Source organism: Kribbella sp. NPDC051718 (assembly GCF_040681515.1).
Taxonomy (GTDB): Bacteria; Actinomycetota; Actinomycetes; order Propionibacteriales; family Kribbellaceae; genus Kribbella.
Genome location: NZ_JBFAYZ010000001.1, coordinates 805,084 through 827,120 on the forward strand (window position 1 = coordinate 805,084; position 22,037 = coordinate 827,120).

Consider the following 22,037-nt stretch of genomic DNA (forward strand, 5'->3'; position numbering starts at 1 on the left):
CCCGCTTAGGGTCGGAGGTATGACGGAACCGGTGCTCGATATCCCGTTCGCGGACGCGTTCCAGTTCGACCCCTCGCCGACGTTCGCCGAGCTGCGCGAAGGCCGCCCGGTGGCGCGGGTGCGCACGCTGGCAGGAGCCGAGGTCTGGCTGGTGACCCGGTACGACGATGTGCGCATGGTGCTCGCCGACCCACGATTCTCCCGCGCGGCAGTCGTCAAGCAGGGCGCCCCGAGAGTCGCGCTGGCCAAGCCGATGCCGAACAGCCTCACCACCACCGACCCGCCCGAGCACACCCGCTTGCGCAAACTGGTGTCGACGACGTTCGCGCACCGTCGGATCGAGCGCAACCGCCCCTGGGTCGCGGAGCTGTCGGCGCAACTGGCCGACGACGTCGCGAAGGCCGGCGACGGCGCGGACCTCCGGGAGCTCGTCGCGCTGCCGTTGCCGATCCAGGTGATCTGCCAGCTGCTCGGCGTCCCGTACGCCGATCGCGACCAGTTCCGCGAATGGACGGAACTCGGGTACAGCATGCGGATGGCGGAGAAGGATCTCGTCGAGCAGGCGATGACCGACCTGACGGCGTACATCGACGAGCTGGTCACCCGCAAGCTCGCGACCACGGATCAGCCCGCCGAGGACCTGCTCGACGAACTCGTCCGGGCCCGCGAGGAAGGCGACCGGCTCAGCCACGACGAGCTGATCTCGTTCGGCGTCAACCTGCTGGTGGCCGGCCACGAGACGTCGGCGAACCAGATCTCCAGTTGTGTGGCAACGTTGCTGCGCTGGCCGGAGAACTGGGCCCGGCTGGTCGACAACCACGACCTGGTGCCGTCGGCCGTCGAGGAGCTGCTGCGCTTCAACCGGTTCAGCGAGGTCGGCCAGTTGCGGGTGGCTGTCGAGGATGTCGAGCTGCACGGAGTACAGATCAAAGCCGGTGAGGGCGTGATGGCGGCGCTCAACTCGGCGAACCGGGATCCGCGTCAGTTCGAGAATCCTGATGAGTTGCGGCTCGACCGCAAGGACAACAAGCAACTGTCGTTCGGCTTCGGCCCGCACTTCTGCCTCGGCGCGCAGCTCGCCCGGATCGAACTGCAGGAGTCGCTGCTCGCGCTGCTGCGCCGCTTTCCGAAGCTGAGCCTGGCCAAGCCGGCCGAAGAGCTCAAGTGGCGCCGGGTGCTGGTGAGCGGCCTCGCGGAGCTCCCGGTCAACCTCGGCTGATGAAAAGGAGGGGCGGCCCAGGCGGCCACCCCTCCTTCACAGCGACAACTCAGTTCTGCGAGTTGGCGACCAGCGTGAGGTTGCTGGTGCCGTTCTCCTTGTCGTATTCCGCGAGCAGCCGTGCGGCGTCCGTCTCGGACGAGGCGATCGCCGACGCGAGGGTCGCCGCGGTGCGCGGACGGTCCTCGGGCCAGTCGGACAGCAACGCCCAGGCGCGCATCCGCTTCTTCTCCAGGTCGCCACCGGTGCCGTTGGACTTCGGCCGCGGCGCCGCCGGACGGGACGGCGTCGTCCGTGCCGTCACCTCGCGAGCGATGACGGCCGGCTCCTCGACCTTGACCGGCTGCGTGACGACGGGCTGCGCGACCGGCTGAGTGACGACCGGTTCGGCCTGAGCCTGCTCGACGACCGACGCGGCCGGCTTCGGCGCTCCGTTGCGGACGACGGCCTTCTTCTTCGGCGCCGCGGCGGCCGGCTTGGCCGCCGCAGGCTTCGTTGCCGCAGGCTTCGTTGCCGCAGGCTTGGCGGCGGCCCTTGGCTGGGTGGGGCGCTGGTCGACAGCAGGCGGCTGCTCGTCGACCGGGTGCTCCGCGAACGGAGACTCCGGACGCGGCTTGGCCACGACCGGCTGCGCCGCCGCGACGGCCGCCGCTGCTGCCTCAGCTGCAGCGGCCTCCTCGATCACCTCGGCCTCGTCGGCTTCCTCTGTACTGCGGTCGTAGGGCAGGTAGTCGACCGCCATCAACTCGCCGGTCATCGCCTCACCCCACTGCTCGTCGTCGCGCAGCGGTACTCCGCCGGTCGGCCGCACCTGCTGGGCCGGCAACTGCTGAACGGGGATCTGCTGCACCGGCGGCGGCGTCGTGCCCTCGACGACCCACACGGCCGCGCGCAGATCGGCACGCTCCTCGGGCGCCGGCTCCGGCTCGGGTGGCGGCGGCGGGGAGATCGCCAGCGTCAGCTTGTTGGTGATGACCTCGTAGTTGATCCGCTCCTCGAGCATCCCGGCCAGCCGGTCCGCGTCGTACGTCGTCTCGGCGATCTTCGCGAGCCGCTCGTCCTGGTGCTCGGAACGGATGTACTCGGCAACGGTTCCGGCGATGGCGTCACGGCGCGCGTTGTTGCGGCGCTGGACCCGGGCGGCCCGGAGGCTCTCGTACAGGCCGAGGCCGTGCTCGAGGGCGATCGAGCGCGCGGCCCAGGTGACCTTGGGCTCGCGGGCCCACTGGACCACGCCGTAGACGGGTCCGGTGGTGGCCATCTGGCCGGCCTTGCGCAACGCGTCGCGGCGGCGCGCCGAGCTGTGGATCAGCCAGAGCACGTAGGCGAACGCGGACAGGCCGCCGAAGCCGAAGGCGAGGAAGCGCTCCTCCGGCCGCCAGTGCCCGACGACGTTGAAGACGAGCGCGACGATGGCGGCGAACAGCGACATCGCCCGGTAGGCGTATGCCTGCTCACCCTTGCGCCGGCGTAGGTCGGCAAGGGCGGCGGTGGCGACACCACCGAGCTCGATGACCGCGACGGCCGGCGTGACCAGCGCGATCTTGAGGAACGGCGAGAAGCCCTCGTCCGGCCACGGGATGTGCGTGACACCGGCCCAGACCTGTCCGACGAGGGCGGCTGTGGCGGCGGTTGCGTAGAAGGCGTAGGCGACTTTGTCAGCACCGGTGAGGGGTACGTTGGCGAGCTCGCCAGTACTGGTGCTGGTGGTGTTCTCCTGCAAGACGTGGTCTCCTGACCGGTTTGGGCTCTCCGGCAGTTTCGTCGGTGGTGGTTACAGCGATGCCATCCAGGTGGCTGGATGAGGCTACCGGTTCCCGGGCCCTTCAGGGGAGGCGATACCGGAAACGATTCTCTACCGCTACCCCTACCTCCCCCTCAAGCGATCACTTCACACCTGCTGAAGGGCGGAAATCAGCCTGATCGAGTTCGTTCGAAAACCGCGACGCCCCAGGCCGCGCCGACCAGGCTCTCATCCAACCCGGTGTCCCCACGACACCGATCCCCCTGGTCAAGGAGCCACCCTCGGTCTGCTCGCGCTTGCCCCGGCAGCGTCGGCGCAGGCCGCGCCGACAGCCGGTACTTCCGTCTCGGTCGTCGCCGGATGGCAGGCGATCGCGAAGTACCCGAACTACCGCCGGTGCGTCGACGCCGGACAAGGAGTACGTCCGGGAAGGCTTCAACGACTGGGACTGCCGTCCGGCGGGCCCCAGCGGCGAGTACTGGCTGTTCGTGCGCTGAGTAGAGCTGGGAGCTGAGCGGGCTGGGAACGCCGGGGGCGGGGTTCCCAGCCCGCTCGCGTTCAGCTGGTGAGCGCCTTGCCGGCTTGAGTAGCCAGCAACGCGGAGCGGGCGTCGTCCGAGGCTTCGTCGGCGACGATAGTGGCGTAGCGGAAGGTGAGGGTTTCGCCCGGGGCGAAGGGAAGTTCTTCGGAGAAGAACGGGGCGGGGCAGACAGCCGCGAAGTCTTCGGAGCGGACGAACCATTCGGGCGGGTGGTTGGGGTTGTCGGTGGCGTCGACGATGATCAGGGTCGAGGCCCGGTCGACGGTGTCGTGTTTGCCGGAGAAGCCCATCCAGGTCGCGCGCTGGCCGCGGAGTTCGTCGCCGCCCAGACCTTGAGGGGCGAGCACGGTGCCGCCGGTGAAGGATCGCGGGCCGCGCCAGAAGAGGCCCCCGTAGCCGGCGTTCGGCCGGCCTGCCGTGGTCGGGCTGCCGATCTGGATCGTGTCGCCGGAGACGTTCGTCATCGCCGTCTCGTAGACGAGCACCCAGCCGTCGTCGGCCAGCCGGGTGGTCAGCGTGCGTTGCTCGTCGACGACGTGCACACCGTCCTGCCGATGCCACGACAGGTGATGCGAGAACCGGACCAGGTCGTCCGAGACGTCGAGCGCATCGATCCGGTCGTGGTCCATCGAGCCGTTGTTGGCGAGCTGTTCATAGCCGTTGGCTCTCGAGAACGTCGGTCCACCCCAGAAATTCTCGTGCCCGAAATGCGGCAGCGACCAGGTCATCCCCTTGTGCCACACGTGGTCGTGCGGCCGGAAGACGGAGACCAGGTCGCCGCCGAGGGTACGGATCGGGTGCAGGTACGGCCGCGGCGACTCCAACTGCGGGTCGGTCGGCCGGTACACGTAGGTGAACAACTCGCGATCGGCCGCCGTGACCTGGATGGACCGGCCGACGGCGTGGTTGCAACCGAGGTTCTGCGTCATCTGTCGAAGCTCCGATTCTCTGTTGGTCCTGCCCAAGGCACGCCGAGCTCGCTGAACAACAGCTGCCGCTCGGCCGCCTGCTCGATCCACTTCTCGATCCCCGGTACTACGGGATGCCGCTCCTCCCCATCCCCCGCCCAACTGGCCGGCACCACCCCCGGCGCCGGCGCCGACCGAACAGCGTCGAGCACCCGCATGAACCCACCCGTCTCGACAAGCGGCGCGATCAACGGCACCCCGTCGCGCCGATGATCGAGCAGGTTCTCCAACAAGTCCTCCCGCCCGTACTGCGTTGTGCTGCCGTTCACCTCGAGCTCGTCGGTCGTATAGCTCAGTACGGCCTGGCCCTTCGACCCGTAGACGGTCACCTTGGGCGGCTCGTCGTCCGCCGCGCAAAGGGTGAACGCGGCAACGATCGTCGTGCCGCGCGTCGTCCGGATCCGCACCGCCGAGGTGTCGTCGGCCTCGATCTCATTGGCATGGAAGAGCTCCGTCTCGACTCCGGCGATCTGATCAGCACGGCCCGATCCATCAAGCAGCAAGGCAATCGCCACCGAGTGGGCGAACGGATTCGTCACCACCCCGTCCACCACCGGTACGCCGTCGAGCGTCCGCCGCCCGGCCCACTTGGCCCGCTGCCAGTAGGCCTGCTTCCGTACCCACACCCCTGTCGCGCCGATCCCGCGGATCTCACCAAAGGTGCCCTCAGCAACCATCTCTGCGAGCGCGCGGACAGCAGCCGATCCGTTCGCCTGGAAGCCGATCTGACAACTCCGCCCGGTCTCATCCAGCACCTGCAGCAGCCGCTCGAACTCCGCCGTCGAAGCCACCGGCGGCTTCTCCAGCAACACATCGGCTCCGGCTCGCAACGCCAACTCCGCAAGAGCTGCATGCGTGTGAATCGGAGTGCTGAGCACAACAACGTCGACTTCCTCAGCAGCCAGCAAAGCTGGCAGCCCCGAGTAGACCCGGGGCTTCGCCCCGGCCCCTGGGGTGGAGGCAAGGGCAGTCAGGGGCGAGGACTCCGGGGTGGTGAGAGTGACGAGCAAGGCGAGTTCGTCTGCGGTCGGGGGGCGGGGGTCGGCGACGGCGACGAGACGGCAGCCGCCGTCCGCGGCGAGCTGGGTGGCTCGGCGTACGTGGGAGGCGCCATGGCCGTGGATGCCGACCACCGCCACCCGGGGCAACGACACTATTTGAGCTCCCCGCTGATCTCGTCCAGCATCGCCTTCGCCGCCTTGTCGGGCGACTGCCGACCGAACAACACCTCGGTCGTGTAGCGCTGGACGATCTTCTCCGCCTGCCCACCACCGACCGGCGGCGCGGGCGACGGCTCACCGAGCTCCTTGCCGATGTCTTGGATGAACTTCGCGGACGTGGCATCGGCCGGCTGCAGCTTCGACGCCACCGCGGTCCGGATCTCGGTGTTCGGCGGTACGCCGCGCTCGGCCAGCAGGATGTTGCCGGCCGCACTCGCATTGGCCAGATAGTTCACGAACTCGGCCGCCGCCTTCTGCTGCTTGGACCGCGACGAGATCGACCAGAACATCGATCCCTTGTAGTACGAGCCGTTGTCGGCCGCCTTGCCGTCGGTGCTCGGGATCCGGAGCAGCTTCATCTGCTGGCCGGACGCCTTGTCCATCGCGAGTAGCTGGTTGCTCCAGATCAAGCTCATCGCCAGCTTCCCGGTCGCCATCATCGACTGGTCGAGCGCCGCGTTCAGGTCCTGCGAGACCGCCTCGGCCGACGGGAGCGCCTTTGCATCACGCAGCTTCAGGACGTACTGGAAGAAGCTGGTCGCCTTGTCCTGCGAGACGCCGAGCTTGCCGTCCTTGGTCCACAGCGACTCGCCGTTCTGCCGGGCCCACAGGTTCAGCGAGGCCTCGTTCTGGCCGAGGGTGCCGGTCCCCCACGCCTTGCCGTTCAGCTTCGACGAGATCTCGGCGGAGATCCGTGCGTAGTCGTCCCAGGTCCAGGTGGTGTCGTCGGGTATCGCCACCCCGGCGGCCTTGAAGACGGCCGGGTTCGCGATCACGGCGAACGAGTTGATCCCGGCGTTCAGCCCGTACAGTCCGCCGTCGAACTCACCGGCCGCCAACGTGTCCGGCTCGAACTTGCCGGTGTCGAGGCCGTCCGCCTTCTTCAGATCGAGCAGCGCGCCGCGATCGGCGTACTCGCGCAGGTACTTCTCGTCCATCTGGATGATGTCGGGCGCGTTGTTGGCCGCGACCGTGGTGGCGAGCTTGTCCCAGTAGCCGGACCATTCGCCGAACTCACCCTTGATGGTGACGTCCGGATGATCCTTCTGGTACGCGTCGATGGCCTGCTGGGTGAGCTTGGTCCGGGTGTCCGATCCCCACCAGGTGAACCGGAGTGTGACCTTGCCGCCTTCGGAGGAAGACGACGGACCACCGGAGTCGCCGCCACAGGCACTGGCGGCCAGCAGGACTGTCGCGAGCGCGGCGGCGGCCACGGTCCGTGGGATGTGCAGCCTCATGATGTGCACCTTTCGGAGGGGGTTACTTGATGCCGGTGGTCGCGATGCCCTTGATCAGGAACCGCTGACCGAACAGGAAGGCGAGGAAGACCGGGACCAGGGAGACGACCGACATCGCGAACATCGATCCCCAGGACGTGCTCGTGGTGGCGTCGACGAACGAGCGCAGCGCGACCGGGACGGTGTACATCTTCGGATCGGTCAGGTAGATCAGCTGGCTGAAGAAGTCGTTCCAGGTCCAGATGAAGGTGAAGATCGCGGTGGTCGCCAGGGCCGGCACCATCAGCGGCAGGATCACCCGCAGGAAGATCCCGGCCCGGCCGCAGCCGTCGATCCGGGCCGCCTCGTCCAGCTCGCGCGGGATGCCGCGGATGAACTGCACCATCAAGAAGACGAAGAACGCGTCGGTGGCCAGCAGCTTCGGCACCACCAGCGGCAGGAACGTGTTGATCCAGCCCGCCTGCGAGAACAAGATGTACTGCGGCACGATCACCACGTGGATCGGCAGCATGATGCTGAGCAGCATGATCGCGAACCAGAGCCGCTTCGCGGTGAACTCCAAGCGGGCGAAGGCGTACGCCGCCATCGAGCAGGAGACCAGGTTGCCGAGGATCGCGCCGAGCACCACGACCGCGGAGTTCAGCAGGTACCGGGTGAACGGCTCGGTCAACGCGTTCCAGCCGACCCGGTAGTTCTCGATCCGGAGGTCCTTCACCAGGATGCCGGGGTCGCGGAAGATTTCGTTGCCCGGGCGCAGTGAGCTGACCACCATCCAGATCACCGGGTAGAGCATCACCAGGGCCGACCCGGCCAGCACGACGTGGATCACCACCGGCCGGACCCGGGCCCAGCTGATGCCGGTCCGCCGCCGCGCGGCGACTGTGGTTCGGAGCGTCTCAGTCGTCATAGAACACCCAGTACTTCGAGGCGAAGAAGTTGGCCGCGGTGAAGATGCCGATGATCACCAGCAGGAACCACGCCATCGCGGAGGCGTAGCCCATGTCGAAATGGCCGAAGCCGCGGTCGTACAGGTAGAGCGTGAAGAACATCGTCGAGTCCGACGGACCGCCGGTGCCGCCGGAGACGACGAACGCCTGGGTGAACGACTGGAACGCGTGGATGATCTGCAGCACCAGATTGAAGAAGATGATCGGGGTGAGCAGCGGGAGCGTGATGCTGAAGAACCGGCGCAGGACGCCGGCGCCGTCGACCGACGCAGCTTCGTAGTACATAGCTGGTATCTGGCGCAGGCCGGCCAGGAAGATCACCATCGGGGAGCCGAAGGTCCAGACGTTGAGGACGACGAGGGTGCCGAGCGCGGTACTGGGGTCGGAGATCCAGCCCTTGCCGTCGATGCCGATCGTCGCGAGCGCCTGGTTGAGGAGACCTTCGGTGCCGAACACCTGGCGCCACAGGACCGCGATCGCGACGCTCGAGCCGAGCAGCGACGGCAGGTAGAAGATCGAACGGTAGAAGGCCATCGCGCGGACGCCGCGATCGAGTACGACCGCCAGCAGCAGGGCGATCGCGAGCTGGATCGGGACCGAGACGAAGACGTAGGTGAAGGTGACCCGGAGCGAGTTGTGCAGCCGGTCGTCGGACAGCATCCGGGTGAAGTTCTGCAGGCCGATCCACTCCGGCGCCTGGATCAGGTTGTAGTCGGTGAAGGCGAGATAGAGGGACGCGAGCATCGGGCCGATCGTGATCACGAACAGTCCGAGCAGCCACGGCGACAAGAACAGGTACGCCGCGAGATTCTCTTTTTTCTTCTCGGTCAGAGCGCCCAACGTCTTACCTCCAGACTGCTCTGGGGTGATTGGAAAGCGTTTGCCCGTTCGTCAGAAGTTAGTCCACCGAACCGGTTCAGACAAGACCTTTCCGACTTTTACCGTGACCGGTTCCGGACGCTGTGTACTGTGCTGCTGTCACCGGCGGTGGAGGTCTCGATGGAGGTCGACGAAGCATTCCTCGGTCTGCTGGAGAAGCTGAACGAAGCTCGAATTCCAGCCGTAGTGTCGACTTGCCGGAGCTCGGCGGACAGTGCCCGGGCGAGCGCGCGGAAGGCCCGGCGGTTGGTCTCCGGCTATGTCTGGAAGCGGTCGGCTCATCACCACGACGAGACCCTGATCGAGCCACTGGAGTTCCTCGCCGAACGCCTGTCGGCCTTGCAGCACGACGACGGCACCTACGACATCGGCAACCTGCATTCGCCGCCCGACACCGCCTTCGCCGTACAGGACCTCTGCCTTTGCTGGGCGCTGCTCGAGAGCGACGGGCAGGCCGCCACCGAGGGATCCCGCGCCATTCTCGAGCAGGTCATCCGCAAGGCCGGGCTCGCGCTTGCCACGGGCGGGCTGCACACGCCGAATCACCGCTGGGAGGTGTCGGCTGCGCTCGCCCGGGTCAATCAGTTGTTTCCGGACGGCCGGTACGCCGCTCGCATCGACGACTGGCTGGCCGAAGGGATCGACGCGACTCCGGACGGGATCTACAGCGAGCGGAGTTCGACCTACGCGTCCGAGGTGACGAATCCGTCGCTGCCGACGATCGCGCGGTTGCACGGCCGGCCGGAGCTGATCTCCTTCGTCCGGCGGAATCTGGACGCCACGCTCTACCTGCTCGAGCCCGACGGCGAGGTCGACACGATCGGATCGCGCCGCCAGGACCAGACCAAGGTGCGGGAGGTTTGGTGGTACCTGCTCCAGTTCCGTGAGCTCGCTCTGCAGGACGGCGACGGGCGGTTCGCGACGGTTGCCAAGGACATCGAAGGTCGCGGCGCCGGCGAGTTGGGCGACTTTCTCGCCGAGGTCGTCGAGCGGCCGGAACTTGCCGGCCTCCTTCCGGCCGCGGTACCTGCGCCGGATGACTTCGTCCACGAGTTCCCGGATCAGCAGCTGGCTCGCGTCCGGCGGGGCAGCCGGACCGCGACGGTCTTCGGCGGTACCGACTTCCATCGGGTGCCGGTGATCGCGTCCGGGCTTTCCACCAATCCCACGTTCTTCAAGTTCCGGGCCGGCGCGGCCGTCCTCGACTCGGTCCGGTTGTCACCACAGTTCTTCGGGACCGGTCACTTCCGCAGCGATGGGCTGCGGCGGACCGGTCCGGCGAGCTTTGAGCTCGGGGATGAGGTGAGGGTGCCGTATCACTTGCCGCTGCCGAAGGAGTACCGGAGCGTCGACGGCGGGTATGCGTTGGCGAGTGATGGGCGGTTCTACTCGTCGATGGACTTCGCGCGGCGGCCGAAGGAGTACCGGACCTTGCGCTCCAGGGTCGTGGTGACCGAGGTGGCCGGCGGGTTCGACCTGGACTTCGAGCTGTCCGGATCCGACGTACCGTTCGCGATCGAGCTGTGTTTCCGGGCTGGTGGGGCGCTCCGCGGTGTCGAGCAGCTCGATGCTGATGGCAACTATCAGCTGGTGGGTGGTACCGGGGTCTACTCATTTGGCAGGGATTCGATCGAGTTCGGTCCTGGCAACGGGGCGGCTCGGGTGGCGATGGATCCGGGCGAGCAGTACACCCAGCCGAACGGCTCGCTGGTGCCGGACGGTCTCCGGGTCTATCTCACCGGCCGCGCACCGACTCGCTACACCCTCGCCCTGCGCGCCTCCTGATCTGCTGCCTGTCTGCTAATTCGTATTAGCACGCCCTTGTGGTCTTGACGCTGATGAATCCATCGGTCTACCGTTCCGGATCAGTTGGCAGGCAATACGCATTACTCAAGGGAGGTCGGCGGATGAGCGAGCGGTTGACGCAGCGCGACATCGCGCGGCTGGCGCGGGTCAGCCAGACGACCGTCTCGCTGGTGCTGAACAACCGCACGGCGGCGTCGGCGCGGATCCCGGTGGAGACGCGGGACCGGGTACTGAAGGTGATCCGGGAGACCGGGTACGTCGCTGATCCGCTCGCCCGGCGGTTGCTGCAGCAGCGCAACCAGATCCTCGGGGTGTTCACGTACGAGTCGGTGTTCCCGAGTGCGAGCGCCGACTTCTACCACCCGTTCCTGAGCGGCATCGAGGAGAGCGCCGAAGAACTCGGCTGCGACCTGCTCCTCTTCACCAGCGCCCCCGTCACCGACGGCCACCGCCTCGTCTTCCACGAGAACAACCGCCTGCGGATAGCCGACGGCTCGCTCCTGCTGGGCCGCCGCATCCCCGCCGCCGAACTGAGCCGCCTGGCAGCCGAGAACTACCCCTTCGTCTCAGTAGGCCGCCGCGACAACCCACTCCTCCCCGACGGCACCCCGGCGCTCATCCCTTACGTAGGCGCCGACTACACAACAGCCACCGCCACAGTCACCACCCGCGCCCTACAGCTCGGCCACAAGCAACTGGCATTCGTAGGCCCAGGCCAAGACGCAGAATCCTCAGCAGACCGCCTACTGGGCTTCCAGCAGATCGCCCCACGCGGCCTGCACCTCCCACCACCCGCTCCTGCGGAGCGGGTGAAGGACGCGGCCCTGGCACGCCGGGCCAGCGCTCCTGCGGAGCGGGAGCGCGGAGCGCGGAGCAGAAGCAGCAAGGGCGCCTCCGCCCTCCTCGCCACCCCACCTGCCTCGCCCGTCCCACCCGCGGAGCGGGCGGGACGGGCGGTGGGCGACATGCTCGACGAGTTGCTGGGGAGAGGGGTTACTGCGGTGCTTGCCGAGGACCTCGCGGACGCAGCCGCTCTTGCTCACTCGGCGCGGGAGCGGGGGCTTGCTGTGCCGGGGGATTTGTCGGTGGTGGCGTTGGGAGATGCGAGTCGGCCGGTGGAGGGGGATGGCGAGTACTCGGGGTTTCACATTCCGCGGAAGGAGATGGGGCGGCGGGCGGTGGGGTTGCTGGAGGCGGTGTTGTCGGGTGAGGAGGCCGAACTGCAGCAGCTTCTGAATTGTGAGCTCGTCGAGGGAAGCACGCTCGGCAAGGTGAAAGGGATTTGATGGAGACGGATGTGCTGGTGATCGGCGGCGGCCTCGGTGGGGTTGCCGCGGCGCTGGGTGCCTTGCGGAGTGGGCGGTCGGTGGTGATGACCGAGGAGTACGACTGGCTGGGCGGGCAGTTGACCAGCCAGGCGGTACCACCGGACGAGCACACCTGGGTGGAGCAGTTCGGCGTCACCGCGTCGTACCGAGCACTGAGAGGCGGCATCCGCGACTACTACCGCCGGTACTACCCACTGACCGCCGAGTCGAGAGCAGCGGCGGAGCTCAACCCCGGCGCCGGCTACGTCTCCAAACTGTGCCACGAGCCGCGAGTCGCCGTAGCGGTTCTGGAGTCCATGCTCGCCCCGTACCGCGCGACCCGCCGACTCCAGGTTCTCCAGCCCTACAAGCCGATCAGTGCGGAGACCGACGGCGATCGCGTGACGTCAGTGACCGTCCAGCACCGGGACAGTGCAAACCAGCTCACCCTCACCGCGCCCTACATCCTCGACGCCACCGAGACCGGAGAACTCCTCCCCCTCACCGGCACCGAGTACGTCACCGGCTTCGAGTCACAAGCGACCACCGGCGAGCCCAGCGCACCAGCAGAAGCGCAACCACTCAACATGCAAGCCGTCTCCTTCTGCTTCGCGGTCGACCACGTCGACGGCAACCAGATCGGTGACAAGCCGGCCAACTACGCGTACTGGCGCAACTACCAGCCATCGTTCTGGGGCGACCGCATGCTCTCCTGGAACGCCCCAGACCCACGCACCCTCGCCACCTCCCGCCGGACCTTCACCCCCAACCCAGACGACGACCCACTCGCGGTGGTCGCCGACCAGCGGCGTACAGGCGGTGACACCAACCTGTGGACCTTCCGCCGGATCGCCGCCCGCAGGCACTTCCAGCCAGGCGCCTACGAGTCCGATATCTGCCTGGTGAACTGGCCGATGATCGACTACCTCGACGGCCCGGTCTTCGACGTACCGGACGCCGCCAAGCACCTGGCCGGCGCCAGGGAGCTCTCGCAGGCAGTCTTCTATTGGCTCCAGACCGAAGCGCCCAGACCCGACGGCGGTACCGGGTTCCAGGGACTGCGCCTCCGCGGTGACCTCCTCGACTCGGGAGACGGCCTGGCACAGGCGCCCTACATCAGGGAGTCGCGGCGCATCGCAGCGGAGTACACGATCGTCGAGCAGGACCTGTCGGTCGCAGTACGAGGGCCGAAGGGCGCAACGGAGTACGGCGACAGTGTGGGCGTCGGGATGTACCGGATCGACCTGCACCCGTCCACGGGTGGCGACAACTACATCGACGTGGCCAGTAGCCCGTTCTGGATCCCACTCGGGGCACTGATCCCGCAGCGGGTCGAGAACCTGCTGCCGGCGAGCAAGAACCTCGGTACCACCCACCTCACCAACGGCTGCTACCGGCTGCATCCGGTCGAGTGGAACATCGGCGAGGCCGCGGGACTGCTCGCCGCCTTCTGCCTGGACCGTCGTGTCAGCCCGCGCGCGGTCCGCAACTCCCCTGCTCTGCTCAGCGACTTCCAGGCAGTACTGGTCGCCCAGGGCGTCGAACTGAGCTGGCCGGCCATCTCAGGTTATTGAGTTCCGGCTACTGATGGAGGACTGACCACCATGAAACTCCGACTCCTCACAGCAGCGGTCTCGGCCGCTGCGTTGCTGGCCGCGGCCGGCTGCGGCGGCTCCGACGGTGACGGTCCGGCCGCGTCCGGGCCGATCGACCTGCGAATGACGATCTGGAGCGCGAACGCCAAGCACACCGCGCTCTTCGACCAGATCGCCACCGCCTACAAGAAGGATCACCCCGAGATCGGCAAGGTCACCTTCGAGTCGATCCCGTTCGACAGCTACACGACCGCGCTGACCACCCAGATCGGCGGCGGCAACGCACCCGACCTCGCCTGGATCCTCGAGAGCACCGCACCCGACTTCGTCACCTCAGGCGCACTCGAACCGATCGACAAGGATCCGGATCTGTTGCCCAGCGCAACGGCTACCTGGGAGCAGGACGGCAAGCTGTTCGCCTATCCCTTCTCCACTTCACCATTGGGGGTCTTCGTCAACACCGACCTGGTGGCGGCGGCTGGACGACCGACTCCCGCACAGCAGATCGCGGCCGGCACCTGGACCTGGGACCAGGCGGTCGCGACCGGTGCCGCAGTACAGGCGAAGACCGGTAAGGGCGGCATCGTCGTCGGCGACTTCGACTACAAGGGCTGGGACACGCTGAACACGATCTGGGCCGGTTGGGGCGCCCGGCCGTGGAGTGAGGACGGCAAGAGCTGCGGGTTCGACCAGCAGCCGATGGTCGACGCGATGACGTTCATCCACAAGACGATCTTCACCGACAACGCGATGCCCGGCCCAGGTCGTACGACGGACTTCTTCGCCGGCGACGCGTCGATGGTGCTGACCCAGATCAGCCGCGCGGCCCTGCTGGAGAAGGCGAAGTTCAAGTGGGATCTGGTACCGCTGCCGAAGGGCCCGGCCGGCGAGTACTCGGTCGTCGGGCAGGCCGGCATCGGGGTGCTGAAGCGCGGCAAGCACGCCGACGCGGCGAAGAAGTTCCTTGCCTACTTCACCGATCAGGAGAACTCGGCCAAGCTCGCCCAGTTCTTCCCGCCGCCGCGCAAGTCGCAGCTCACCACCTCGGTACTGGCCAAGGCCAATCCGTTGCTCAAGCCCGGGCAGCTGCAGAGCGTCGTGATCGACGGCATCGAGCGCGGCGACATCAAGACCAGCCACACCGGGTACGCCGAACTGCAGCAGACCGTCCGTGCCGCCCTCGACCCGCTCTGGAAGCCGGACGCCGACGTCAAGGCCGTGCTGTCCGGGGTGTGCTCGAAGATCAACCCGCTGTTGAGCAAATGACCCTTCTCGTCGACAAGCCGGTGGCTGCGACACCGAAGCGGGCCCGGGCACCGTACTGGAACATGCGGCGGCGCGACGAGCTGGCCGGCTGGCTGTTCATCGCGCCTCAGCTTGCCGGGATCCTCGCCTTCGTCATCGTCCCGCTCGGGCTCGTGGTCTGGTACAGCCTGCACGAGTGGAACGTGCTGGCCGGCACCTTCGACTTCGTCGGCGCCGACAACTACCAGGCACTCGCCGACGACCCGCGACTAGGGCCGGCGCTGAGGGCGACTGGGACCTTCTCGCTCGGCCTGGTCGTGCTCAACCTGAGCCTGGCGCTGTTCCTGGCAGTGTTGCTCAACCAAAAGCTGCGCGGGACCGTCTTCTTCCGCACGCTGTTCTTCTCGCCGGTCGTGGTGACGCTGGTCGCCTGGACGATCGTGTGGGGCTTCCTGCTGCAGGACAACGGCGGGATCAACGGCTTCCTCGACCTGATCGGCATCGACGGGCCCAACTGGCTGCGCGGCGATGCCACGGCGATGATCTCGGTCATCGTCGTCCAGCTCTTCAAGGGCGTCGGGCTCAACATGGTGCTGTTTCTCGCTGCCCTGCAAGGCGTTCCGGCGGAGCTCTACGAAGCCGCTCGCATCGACGGCGCTTCCGCGTGGGCACGGTTCCGGCGAGTGACGGTGCCGTTGATCAGCCCGACGATCCTGCTCACCTCGATCCTGACGGTCGTCGGCTCGCTCCAGGTGTTCGCGCAGATCGCCGTACTGACCCAGGGCGGTCCGGGGACGTCGACCACCGTGCTCGTCTACTACCTGTACCAGCAGGCCTTCCAGTTCCATCACTTCGGCTACGGCGCGACGATCTCCTTGCTGCTTTTCGTGATCGTGCTCGCGCTGACCTTCTTGCAGTGGCGCATGCGCCGGAAGTGGGCCTTCTATGAAAACGAATAGAGCCATGAGTCGTAGGGGCAAGCTCATCCTGTACGGCGTACTGCTGGTCTGCTGCGTTCCTTTCGTCTTCCCGACGTGGTGGATGGCCACGGCCTCGCTGAAACCGGTGAACGAGATCTTCGCGTTCAGCCTGCTCCCCCATGCGCCGACGCTGGATGCGTACCGGCAGGTCTTCGAGTTGCAGCCGTTCGCCCGGCAGTACCTGAACAGCTGCTACATCGCCGTCGTCGTCACCCTCGGCACGCTGGTCGTCTCGTCGCTGGCGGGCTACGCCTTCGCCCGGATCAGGTTCCGTGGCGCCGGTGTCGTCTTCCTGATCGTGCTGGCCGGCCTGCTGGTCCCGAACGAGGTGACGATCATCCCGCTGTACCGGATGTTCGACTCGCTCGGCCTGGTCAACACCCACTGGCCGCTCATCCTGATCCCGATGCTCGGCGCCCCTTCGGTGCTCGCGACGTTCATCATGCGCCAGTTCTTCATCACCCTCCCCCGCGAACTCGAGGAGGCCGGCCGAATGGACGGCCTCGGCCGCCTGGGCCTCTTCTGGCAGGTCTCCCTCCCCCTAGCTCGCCCTGCGATCGGCGCCGTCGCGATCTTCACCTTCCTACACAGCTGGAACCTGTACCTAGAACCGATCGTTTTCCTCTCCAGCAAAGACCGCTTCACCATCCCCCAGGCCCTCACCCAGTACGTCGACGCCTACGGCGGCGCGATGTGGAACGTCCAACTAGCCGCCGCCACCCTCTCCGCCCTCCCCGTCCTCATCATCTTCATCCTGGCCCAACGCCAATTCGTCGAAGGCCTAGCCCAAACCGGCCTGAAGGGCTGACGGGAATACCTCCGGTACGCCGGAAGCTGTCACCTGCCATGACCAAGATCCTGGTGACCGGTGCCACCGGCAACGTCGGCCGGGAGCTGACCCGGCAACTCCCGCCCGGTGGCTTCCGCAGCTTGTCCCGTCAGAGCTGGACCATCCTGCGGGCGAACACGATCGCCTCCAACGCCCGCGGGTGGGCGACGCAGATTCGCAGTACGGGGGTGGTGCGGGGTCCTGGCATCCCGGCCACCGCGGTCGTCCATGAGCGCGACATCGCCGCCGTTGCGACTCGCGCGTTGACGTCGGCCGACCTCGCCGGGCAGCGGTTGGTATTGACCGGACCGACGGTCGTCAGCCGGGCGGAGCAGGTCGCGGCGCTCGGTACGGTGCTCGGACGGGAGTTGCGGTTCGAGCCGGTCGCGGCTGGGGATGCGCGGACGCGGATGCTCGCGGACGGTCGTCCGGCCGCGCTGGTCGAGGCGCTGCTCGCCAATGTCGGCCGTCCGCCGTCGACGCTGATCACCGCGACGATCGAGGAGGTCACCGGCCAGCCGGCACGCAGCTTCGGCGACTGGGCGGCCGAGCACGGGGACGAGTTTCGTCAAAGCCCTGAACCCCGCTGTGGTCCGTCGGTGGCAGGCTGTACAAAAGGAGGGTGACTTTTCATGCCGCGGTTTTCATCGCGACCAGCCTGGACGGATTCATCGCGCGCCCGGACGGGTCGATCGACTGGCTGACCGAGCGGGGGGAGCAGGCCGGGGATACCGGGTACGACGAGTTCATGGCGGCGGTGGACACCGTCGTCGTGGGCCGCAACACCTACGAGAAGGCGCTCAGCTTCGGCTTCTGGCCGTACGAGGGCAAGCAGGTCGAGGTGCTCAGTACGACGCTGGCCGCCGATGCGGACGAGCGGATCATCGTGCACCGGACCCTCGACGGGCTGGTCCAGACACTGGAGGACCGCGGCGCCAAGCGCATCTACACCGACGGCGGCCGGGTCATCCAGACCTTCCTCCGGGCCGGCCTGCTCAACGAGCTGACCATCACCGTGGTCCCGGTCCTGCTCGGCTCCGGCCTGTCGCTGTTCGGCGAGCTGGACCACGACATCACCCTCACCCACAACGCCACCCGCACCCTCGGCGCCGGCCTGATCCAGTCCGACTACACCGTCAAACGCTGACGCACCGCTAATCCAGTTGCTCGGCGGCAGACCGCGGGACGAGAATCGACCCTTGTGCCTGGACTGCTTGCCGATGTGACGCCATTGCGGGAGTCGGTCGAGTTTCGGTGGTTGTGGGCGGGGCAGTCACTGTCGTCGATCGGTAGCTTCATGACGATGGTCGCGGTGGCGATTCAGACGTACGAGCTGACTGGGTCGTCGGTGGCGGTGGGGGCTATCAGTCTGGCCTCGCTGGTGCCGACGTTGTTGCTCGGGTTGTTCGGTGGGTCGCTGGCGGATGCGGTGGATCGGCGGCGGCTGGTGTTGCTGACCGGGTGTGGGTTGATGGCTGTCTCGTTGGTCTTCGCCTTGCAGGCGTTGCTTGACTGGCGGCAGGTCTGGCTCTTGTACTTGCTCACGGCAACGGCTGCCGCGCTGGCCGCGATCGACACGCCTGCTCGTCGTACGTTCATCCCGCGGGTGCTGCCGTTGGAGCGGTTGCAGGCTGCTGCGGCGTTGTCACAGTTGTCGTTCCAGGTGGCGGTCATCGCGGCGCCGGTGTTGGCGGGTGTACTCATCGCGGCGGCGGGGCTCGAAGCGGCGTACGGGCTGGATGCGTTGACCTTCGTCGCCGTGCTGGTGAGCGTCCGGCGGCTACCTCCGATGCCGCCCGACAGCGGAGGGTCGAAGCTTGGCCTGCGATCTGTGATCGAGGGAGTGAAGTACGCCGTCAACCACAAGCTGATCGGGATGATCTTCCTGATCGACCTGAACGCAACGGTCCTCGCGATGCCGACCGCGCTCTTCCCCGCGCTCGCCGCCACCCGCTTCGGCGGCGGCCCGCAAACCGTCGGCTACCTGTTCGCCGCCATCGGAATCGGCGGCCTGATCGCTGCCGTCCTCTCCGGCCCACTGGCCCGCCTCCGCCACCAAGGCCGCGCAATGCTCGTATCCGTAGGGATCTGGGGCGCCGGCATCGGCTCAGTAGGCCTGACTCACAACCTCTGGCTAGCCGTCACGTTCCTGTCCATCGCAGGCGCCGCCGACATCATCACCACGGTCTTCCGAGCCACCATCCTGCAAACCAAAACCCCCGACGACCTCCGCGGCCGCCTCAACTCCCTCGACTTCATCATCGGCCTCGGCGGCCCCAACCTGGGCAACGTCCGAGCAGGCGCCGTAGCAGGCCTAGCAGGCCCAGCAGTCAGCATCCTCACCGGTGGCGCGGCCTGCGTCCTGGGAGTCCTGCTCCTCGCCACCAACAAGACTTTCCGCCAGTACGACGCGAAGGCCGCCGGTTAGAGCAACTCGCGAAGGTGCGCGTACTCCGCGGTGGTCAGATAGCTGGGGTTGCTCATCTGAGGTTGATTCAGGACTTCGAGCGAGCCGAGCGCCGGGTGTGCGGCCAGGTCGGTCCTTGGGAGAGGAGCTTCCAAGAAGGTCAGTTGCAGCGGTACGACGTACTTGGCGCCGTGCCAGTCGGCAGGGCCGGTCAGCCGGCCGCTGGCCCAGATGCCTGGTGTAGGCGTGGCACCAGTAGATCCGCTGACCCACAGGAGAGCTGGCTGCCCGGCGTCACACAGAGCAGTCCGGTAATTCTTTTGGACGCACCAAGTAGCTACGCCGTGCTCCGCGAGAGACGACAGGTCGGTAACCCTCGGATTGCACTTGAGCAGCCACGCACCGAAGGTCTCGAGGGTCAGCCGCGCCACGTCACCTCAGCAGCTGCGCGGCTTCGGCTGCCCAGTAGGTGAGGATCTGGTCGGCGCCGGCGCGGCGGATCGAGGTGAGGGTCTCGACGATGGCTTTTTCGCGGTCGATCCAGCCGTTCGCGGCGGCGGCCTCGACCATCGCGTACTCGCCGGAGATGTTGTACGCAGCGACGGGAACCGTTACGTGGTCGCGGACCTGGCGGATGATGTCCAGGTAGGCGAGGGCCGGCTTCACCATCACGATGTCGGCGCCTTCGGCGATGTCCAGGTCGACCTCGCGGATCGCGTCGCGGGCGTTGGCCGGGTCCTGCTGGTAGGTCTTGCGGTCCCCCTGGAGGGACGAGTCGACGGCCTCGCGGAAGGGGCCGTAGAAGGCTGAGGCGTACTTGACGGCGTACGCGAGGATCACCGTGTCGAGGAAACCGGCGCCGTCGAGGGCGGCCCGGATCGCGCCGACCTGGCCGTCCATCATCCCCGAAGGTCCGACGACGTGCGCGCCCGCCGAAGCCTGGGCCACACCCATCTCGGCATAGATCTCAAGCGTCGCGTCGTTGTCCACGCGGCCGGCAGAGTCCAGTACGCCGCAATGCCCGTGATCCGTGAACTCGTCGAGGCAAAGGTCGCCCATCACCAGCAGGTCGTCGCCCGCCTCGGCCACGGCGTCCCGGATCGCCACGTTCAGAATGCCGTCCGGATCGAGCGCACCGGAGCCGACCGCATCCTTGGTCGTCGGCACCCCGAAGAGCATCACCCCACCGAGCCCGAGGGCAGCGGCCTCAGCCACAGCCTTCCGGGCGGTGTCGCGGGTGTGCTGGTAGACGCCCGGCATCGAGCTGATCGCGATCGGCTCGCGCGCGCCTTCCCGGACGAACATCGGCAGGATCAGCTGCCGCGGCTCGATCGTGGTCTCGGCGACCAGCCGCCGTACCGCTGCCGACGACCGCAGTCGCCGCGGCCGCACCTCCGGGAAACCAGCCATTAGGTGCACCTCCACCTAGCTCTTCCTGCGAGAACCCGAGCGGCGCTCGGACGGACGGGTGACCGGCTCACCGGCCTCCAGCATGGTGTCACGACGGTCGGCGCCGAAGCGAGCGAGTGCGTCGGCCAGTTCCTCGGCCGACGGGGCCTCGGCCATCGCGTCGACCCGCAGGCCGTGCTCCTCGGCGGTCTTCAGCGTCGCCGGGCCGATCACCGCGATCACCGTCGACGCGTGCGGCTTGCCGGCGATGCCGACCAGGTTGCGCACGGTCGAGGACGATGTGAACACGACCGCGTCGAACTTGCCCGACTTGATCGCCTCCCGCGTCGGCGCTGGCGGCGGCGCGGCGCGCACGGTCCGGTACGCCGTGACGTCGTCGACCTCCCAGCCGAGATCGGTCAGGCCGGCCACCAGGGTCTCGGTGGCGATGTCCGCCCGCGGCAGGAAGACCCGGTTGATCGGGTCCAGCACCTCGTCGAACGGCGGCCAGTCCTCGACCAGCCCGGCGGCGGACTGCTCACCCGAGGGCAGCAGATCCGGCCGGATGCCCCAGGCACCGATCGCCTCGGCGGTCTTCTCGCCGACCGCGGCGATCTTCAGCCCGGAGAAGGCCCGGGCGTCCAGACCGTACTCGTCGAACTTCTCCCGGACCGCCTTGACCGCGTTCACCGAGGTGAAGGCGACCCATTCGTAGCGGCCCTCGACCAGGCCACGGATGGCCTTGTCCATCTGCTGCGGGTTGCGCGGCGGCTCGACCGAGATGGTCGGCACCTCTTCCGGCATCGCGCCGTAGCGACGCAGCCGGTCCATCAGCGGGCCGGCCTGGTCCTTGGTGCGCGGCACCAGGATCCGCCAGCCGAACAGCGGCTTGGTCTCGAACCAGGACAGCGACTCGCGCTGCTCGACGACCGCACCGACCACGATGACGGCCTCGCCGACCAGCTTCGCGGCCCGCAGGTCCGCCACGATCGTGCCGAGCGTTCCGACGACCGAGGTCTGCGCGGTGGTCGTGCCACCGACGGTCGCGGCGACCGGCGTACCGGCGTCGAAGCCGGACTCGATCAGCGCGGCGGCGGTGTCCTTCAGGACCTCGGTCGCGTTCAGCAGTACCAGCGTCTGCTTCGGGTGCAGCCGGCTGAAGTCGAGCTTGGCCTCGGCCAGGTCGAGCACCGTGACCTCGCGGTCGCTCTTCATCGTCAGCGGGATCCCGGCGTACGCCGGAACGGCGCTCACCTCGCTGACCCCGGGGACCACGTTGAAGCTGATGCCGGCCTTGCGGCAGGCGGACGCCTCCTCGGCCCCGCTGGAGAAGGTGAACGGGTCGCCGGTCAGCAACCGGACCACGTTCGACGAGGTCTTGGCGGTCTTCACCACCAGCCGGGCCCGGGCCGCGACCCGCAGCGCCCGGCTGCCCTCGGCGCCGGAGCCGTCGATGACCTCGACGCCCGGCTTGCAGTACGCCAGGAAGGCGTCGTGCTCAGGACCCTCGACCACGACGGCGTCGGCGTTCGCCAGCACGTCCCGGCCGGCGATCGTCAGCAGGCTGGGATCGCCCGGGCCGACGCCGACGAAGGTCACGTGGCCGAGTGGCCTGGTCTGCTTGGCGGTCGTGGTGCTGGCGGCGATCTTGGCCGGCACCTTCTGGGGTGCCGGGGTGGCCGCTGTCTTCGCGCTGCTCACGTCTGCTGTCGCCTTTGCCCTT

The 22,037-nt window shown here is 67.6% G+C and carries 19 protein-coding genes; 10 read left to right on the forward strand and 9 right to left on the reverse strand.

Translation table 11 applies throughout. The annotated features are described in order from the left end of the window. The first annotated feature begins 19 nt into the window (after nucleotides 1-19). Complete coding sequence (locus AB0M15_RS04000; protein ID WP_363813626.1) at nucleotides 20-1,219, forward strand: cytochrome P450; 1,200 nt, start codon at nucleotides 20-22, stop codon at nucleotides 1,217-1,219. A 49-nt stretch (nucleotides 1,220-1,268) separates the two neighbouring features. Here AB0M15_RS04000 and AB0M15_RS04005 read toward each other — a convergent pair whose 3' ends face one another. From AB0M15_RS04005 to AB0M15_RS04030, 6 genes are all read right to left on the reverse strand, one after another. Continuing rightward, entirely contained in the window at nucleotides 1,269-2,942 is a 1,674-nt protein-coding gene (locus AB0M15_RS04005) for a hypothetical protein (protein WP_363813628.1), read from the reverse strand. Nucleotides 2,943-3,521: 579 nt separating this feature from the next. Beyond that, the gene (locus AB0M15_RS04010) at nucleotides 3,522-4,433 is read right to left on the reverse strand and encodes a PmoA family protein (protein ID WP_363813630.1); all 912 of its coding nucleotides are present in this window, start codon (nucleotides 4,431-4,433) and stop codon (nucleotides 3,522-3,524) included. Then, nucleotides 4,430-5,626: a Gfo/Idh/MocA family oxidoreductase gene (locus tag AB0M15_RS04015; protein WP_363813632.1), complete on the reverse strand. Its 1,197-nt coding sequence runs from the start codon at nucleotides 5,624-5,626 to the stop codon at nucleotides 4,430-4,432. The genes AB0M15_RS04010 and AB0M15_RS04015 overlap by 4 nt, the downstream gene beginning before the upstream one ends. Continuing rightward, nucleotides 5,626-6,930, reverse strand: a complete 1,305-nt coding sequence (locus tag AB0M15_RS04020; protein WP_363813634.1) for a sugar ABC transporter substrate-binding protein — start codon at nucleotides 6,928-6,930, stop codon at nucleotides 5,626-5,628. The genes AB0M15_RS04015 and AB0M15_RS04020 overlap by 1 nt, the downstream gene beginning before the upstream one ends. Before the next feature lie 22 nt (nucleotides 6,931-6,952). Beyond that, nucleotides 6,953-7,837 carry a carbohydrate ABC transporter permease gene (locus tag AB0M15_RS04025; RefSeq protein WP_363813636.1) on the reverse strand — a complete coding sequence of 295 codons (885 nt, stop codon included), beginning with the start codon at nucleotides 7,835-7,837 and terminating at the stop codon, nucleotides 6,953-6,955. Further along, nucleotides 7,827-8,717: a sugar ABC transporter permease gene (locus AB0M15_RS04030; protein ID WP_363813638.1), complete on the reverse strand. Its 891-nt coding sequence runs from the start codon at nucleotides 8,715-8,717 to the stop codon at nucleotides 7,827-7,829. The genes AB0M15_RS04025 and AB0M15_RS04030 overlap by 11 nt, the downstream gene beginning before the upstream one ends. Before the next feature lie 129 nt (nucleotides 8,718-8,846). On the opposite strand from AB0M15_RS04030, the gene AB0M15_RS04035 reads away from it, so the two are divergent. The 9 genes from AB0M15_RS04035 (at nucleotide 8,847) to AB0M15_RS04075 (ending at nucleotide 18,946) form a co-directional block, all read left to right on the forward strand. Then, on the forward strand, nucleotides 8,847-10,541 hold the full coding sequence (locus AB0M15_RS04035; protein ID WP_363813640.1) for a hypothetical protein: 1,695 nt from the start codon (nucleotides 8,847-8,849) through the stop codon (nucleotides 10,539-10,541). Between the two features lie 122 nt (nucleotides 10,542-10,663). Then, nucleotides 10,664-11,848 (forward strand): LacI family DNA-binding transcriptional regulator, encoded by a 1,185-nt coding sequence (locus AB0M15_RS04040; protein ID WP_363813642.1) that lies wholly within the window; start codon nucleotides 10,664-10,666, stop codon nucleotides 11,846-11,848. Further along, nucleotides 11,848-13,443 (forward strand): FAD-dependent oxidoreductase, encoded by a 1,596-nt coding sequence (locus tag AB0M15_RS04045; protein ID WP_363813644.1) that lies wholly within the window; start codon nucleotides 11,848-11,850, stop codon nucleotides 13,441-13,443. The genes AB0M15_RS04040 and AB0M15_RS04045 overlap by 1 nt, the downstream gene beginning before the upstream one ends. Before the next feature lie 30 nt (nucleotides 13,444-13,473). Continuing rightward, entirely contained in the window at nucleotides 13,474-14,730 is a 1,257-nt protein-coding gene (locus tag AB0M15_RS04050; protein WP_363813646.1) for a sugar ABC transporter substrate-binding protein, read from the forward strand. Beyond that, on the forward strand, nucleotides 14,727-15,668 hold the full coding sequence (locus AB0M15_RS04055) for a sugar ABC transporter permease (protein ID WP_363813648.1): 942 nt from the start codon (nucleotides 14,727-14,729) through the stop codon (nucleotides 15,666-15,668). Before AB0M15_RS04050 ends, AB0M15_RS04055 begins: the two co-directional genes overlap by 4 nt. Nucleotides 15,669-15,672: 4 nt before the next feature. Further along, nucleotides 15,673-16,497, forward strand: coding sequence for a carbohydrate ABC transporter permease (locus AB0M15_RS04060; protein ID WP_363813650.1), 825 nt, complete (start codon nucleotides 15,673-15,675; stop codon nucleotides 16,495-16,497). A 38-nt stretch (nucleotides 16,498-16,535) separates the two neighbouring features. After that, nucleotides 16,536-17,144: a hypothetical protein gene (locus AB0M15_RS04065; protein ID WP_363813652.1), complete on the forward strand. Its 609-nt coding sequence runs from the start codon at nucleotides 16,536-16,538 to the stop codon at nucleotides 17,142-17,144. Then, nucleotides 17,141-17,665 (forward strand): dihydrofolate reductase family protein, encoded by a 525-nt coding sequence (locus AB0M15_RS04070; RefSeq protein ID WP_363813654.1) that lies wholly within the window; start codon nucleotides 17,141-17,143, stop codon nucleotides 17,663-17,665. Before AB0M15_RS04065 ends, AB0M15_RS04070 begins: the two co-directional genes overlap by 4 nt. Before the next feature lie 54 nt (nucleotides 17,666-17,719). Then, the gene (locus AB0M15_RS04075; protein WP_363813656.1) at nucleotides 17,720-18,946 is read left to right on the forward strand and encodes an MFS transporter; all 1,227 of its coding nucleotides are present in this window, start codon (nucleotides 17,720-17,722) and stop codon (nucleotides 18,944-18,946) included. On the opposite strand, the gene AB0M15_RS04080 is transcribed toward AB0M15_RS04075, so the two are convergent. The 3 genes from AB0M15_RS04080 to AB0M15_RS04090 are packed head-to-tail and all read right to left on the reverse strand — an operon-like array spanning nucleotide 18,943 to nucleotide 22,015. Beyond that, nucleotides 18,943-19,356, reverse strand: a complete 414-nt coding sequence (locus AB0M15_RS04080) for a hypothetical protein (protein WP_363813658.1) — start codon at nucleotides 19,354-19,356, stop codon at nucleotides 18,943-18,945. The two genes, AB0M15_RS04075 and AB0M15_RS04080, sit on opposite strands and share 4 nt — an antisense overlap. A gap of 1 nt (nucleotide 19,357) precedes the next feature. Beyond that, entirely contained in the window at nucleotides 19,358-20,335 is a 978-nt protein-coding gene (gene hemB / locus AB0M15_RS04085) for a porphobilinogen synthase (RefSeq protein ID WP_363813660.1), read from the reverse strand. Nucleotides 20,336-20,350: 15 nt separating this feature from the next. After that, nucleotides 20,351-22,015, reverse strand: coding sequence for a uroporphyrinogen-III synthase (locus AB0M15_RS04090; protein WP_363813662.1), 1,665 nt, complete (start codon nucleotides 22,013-22,015; stop codon nucleotides 20,351-20,353). Nucleotides 22,016-22,037: the final 22 nt, after the last annotated feature.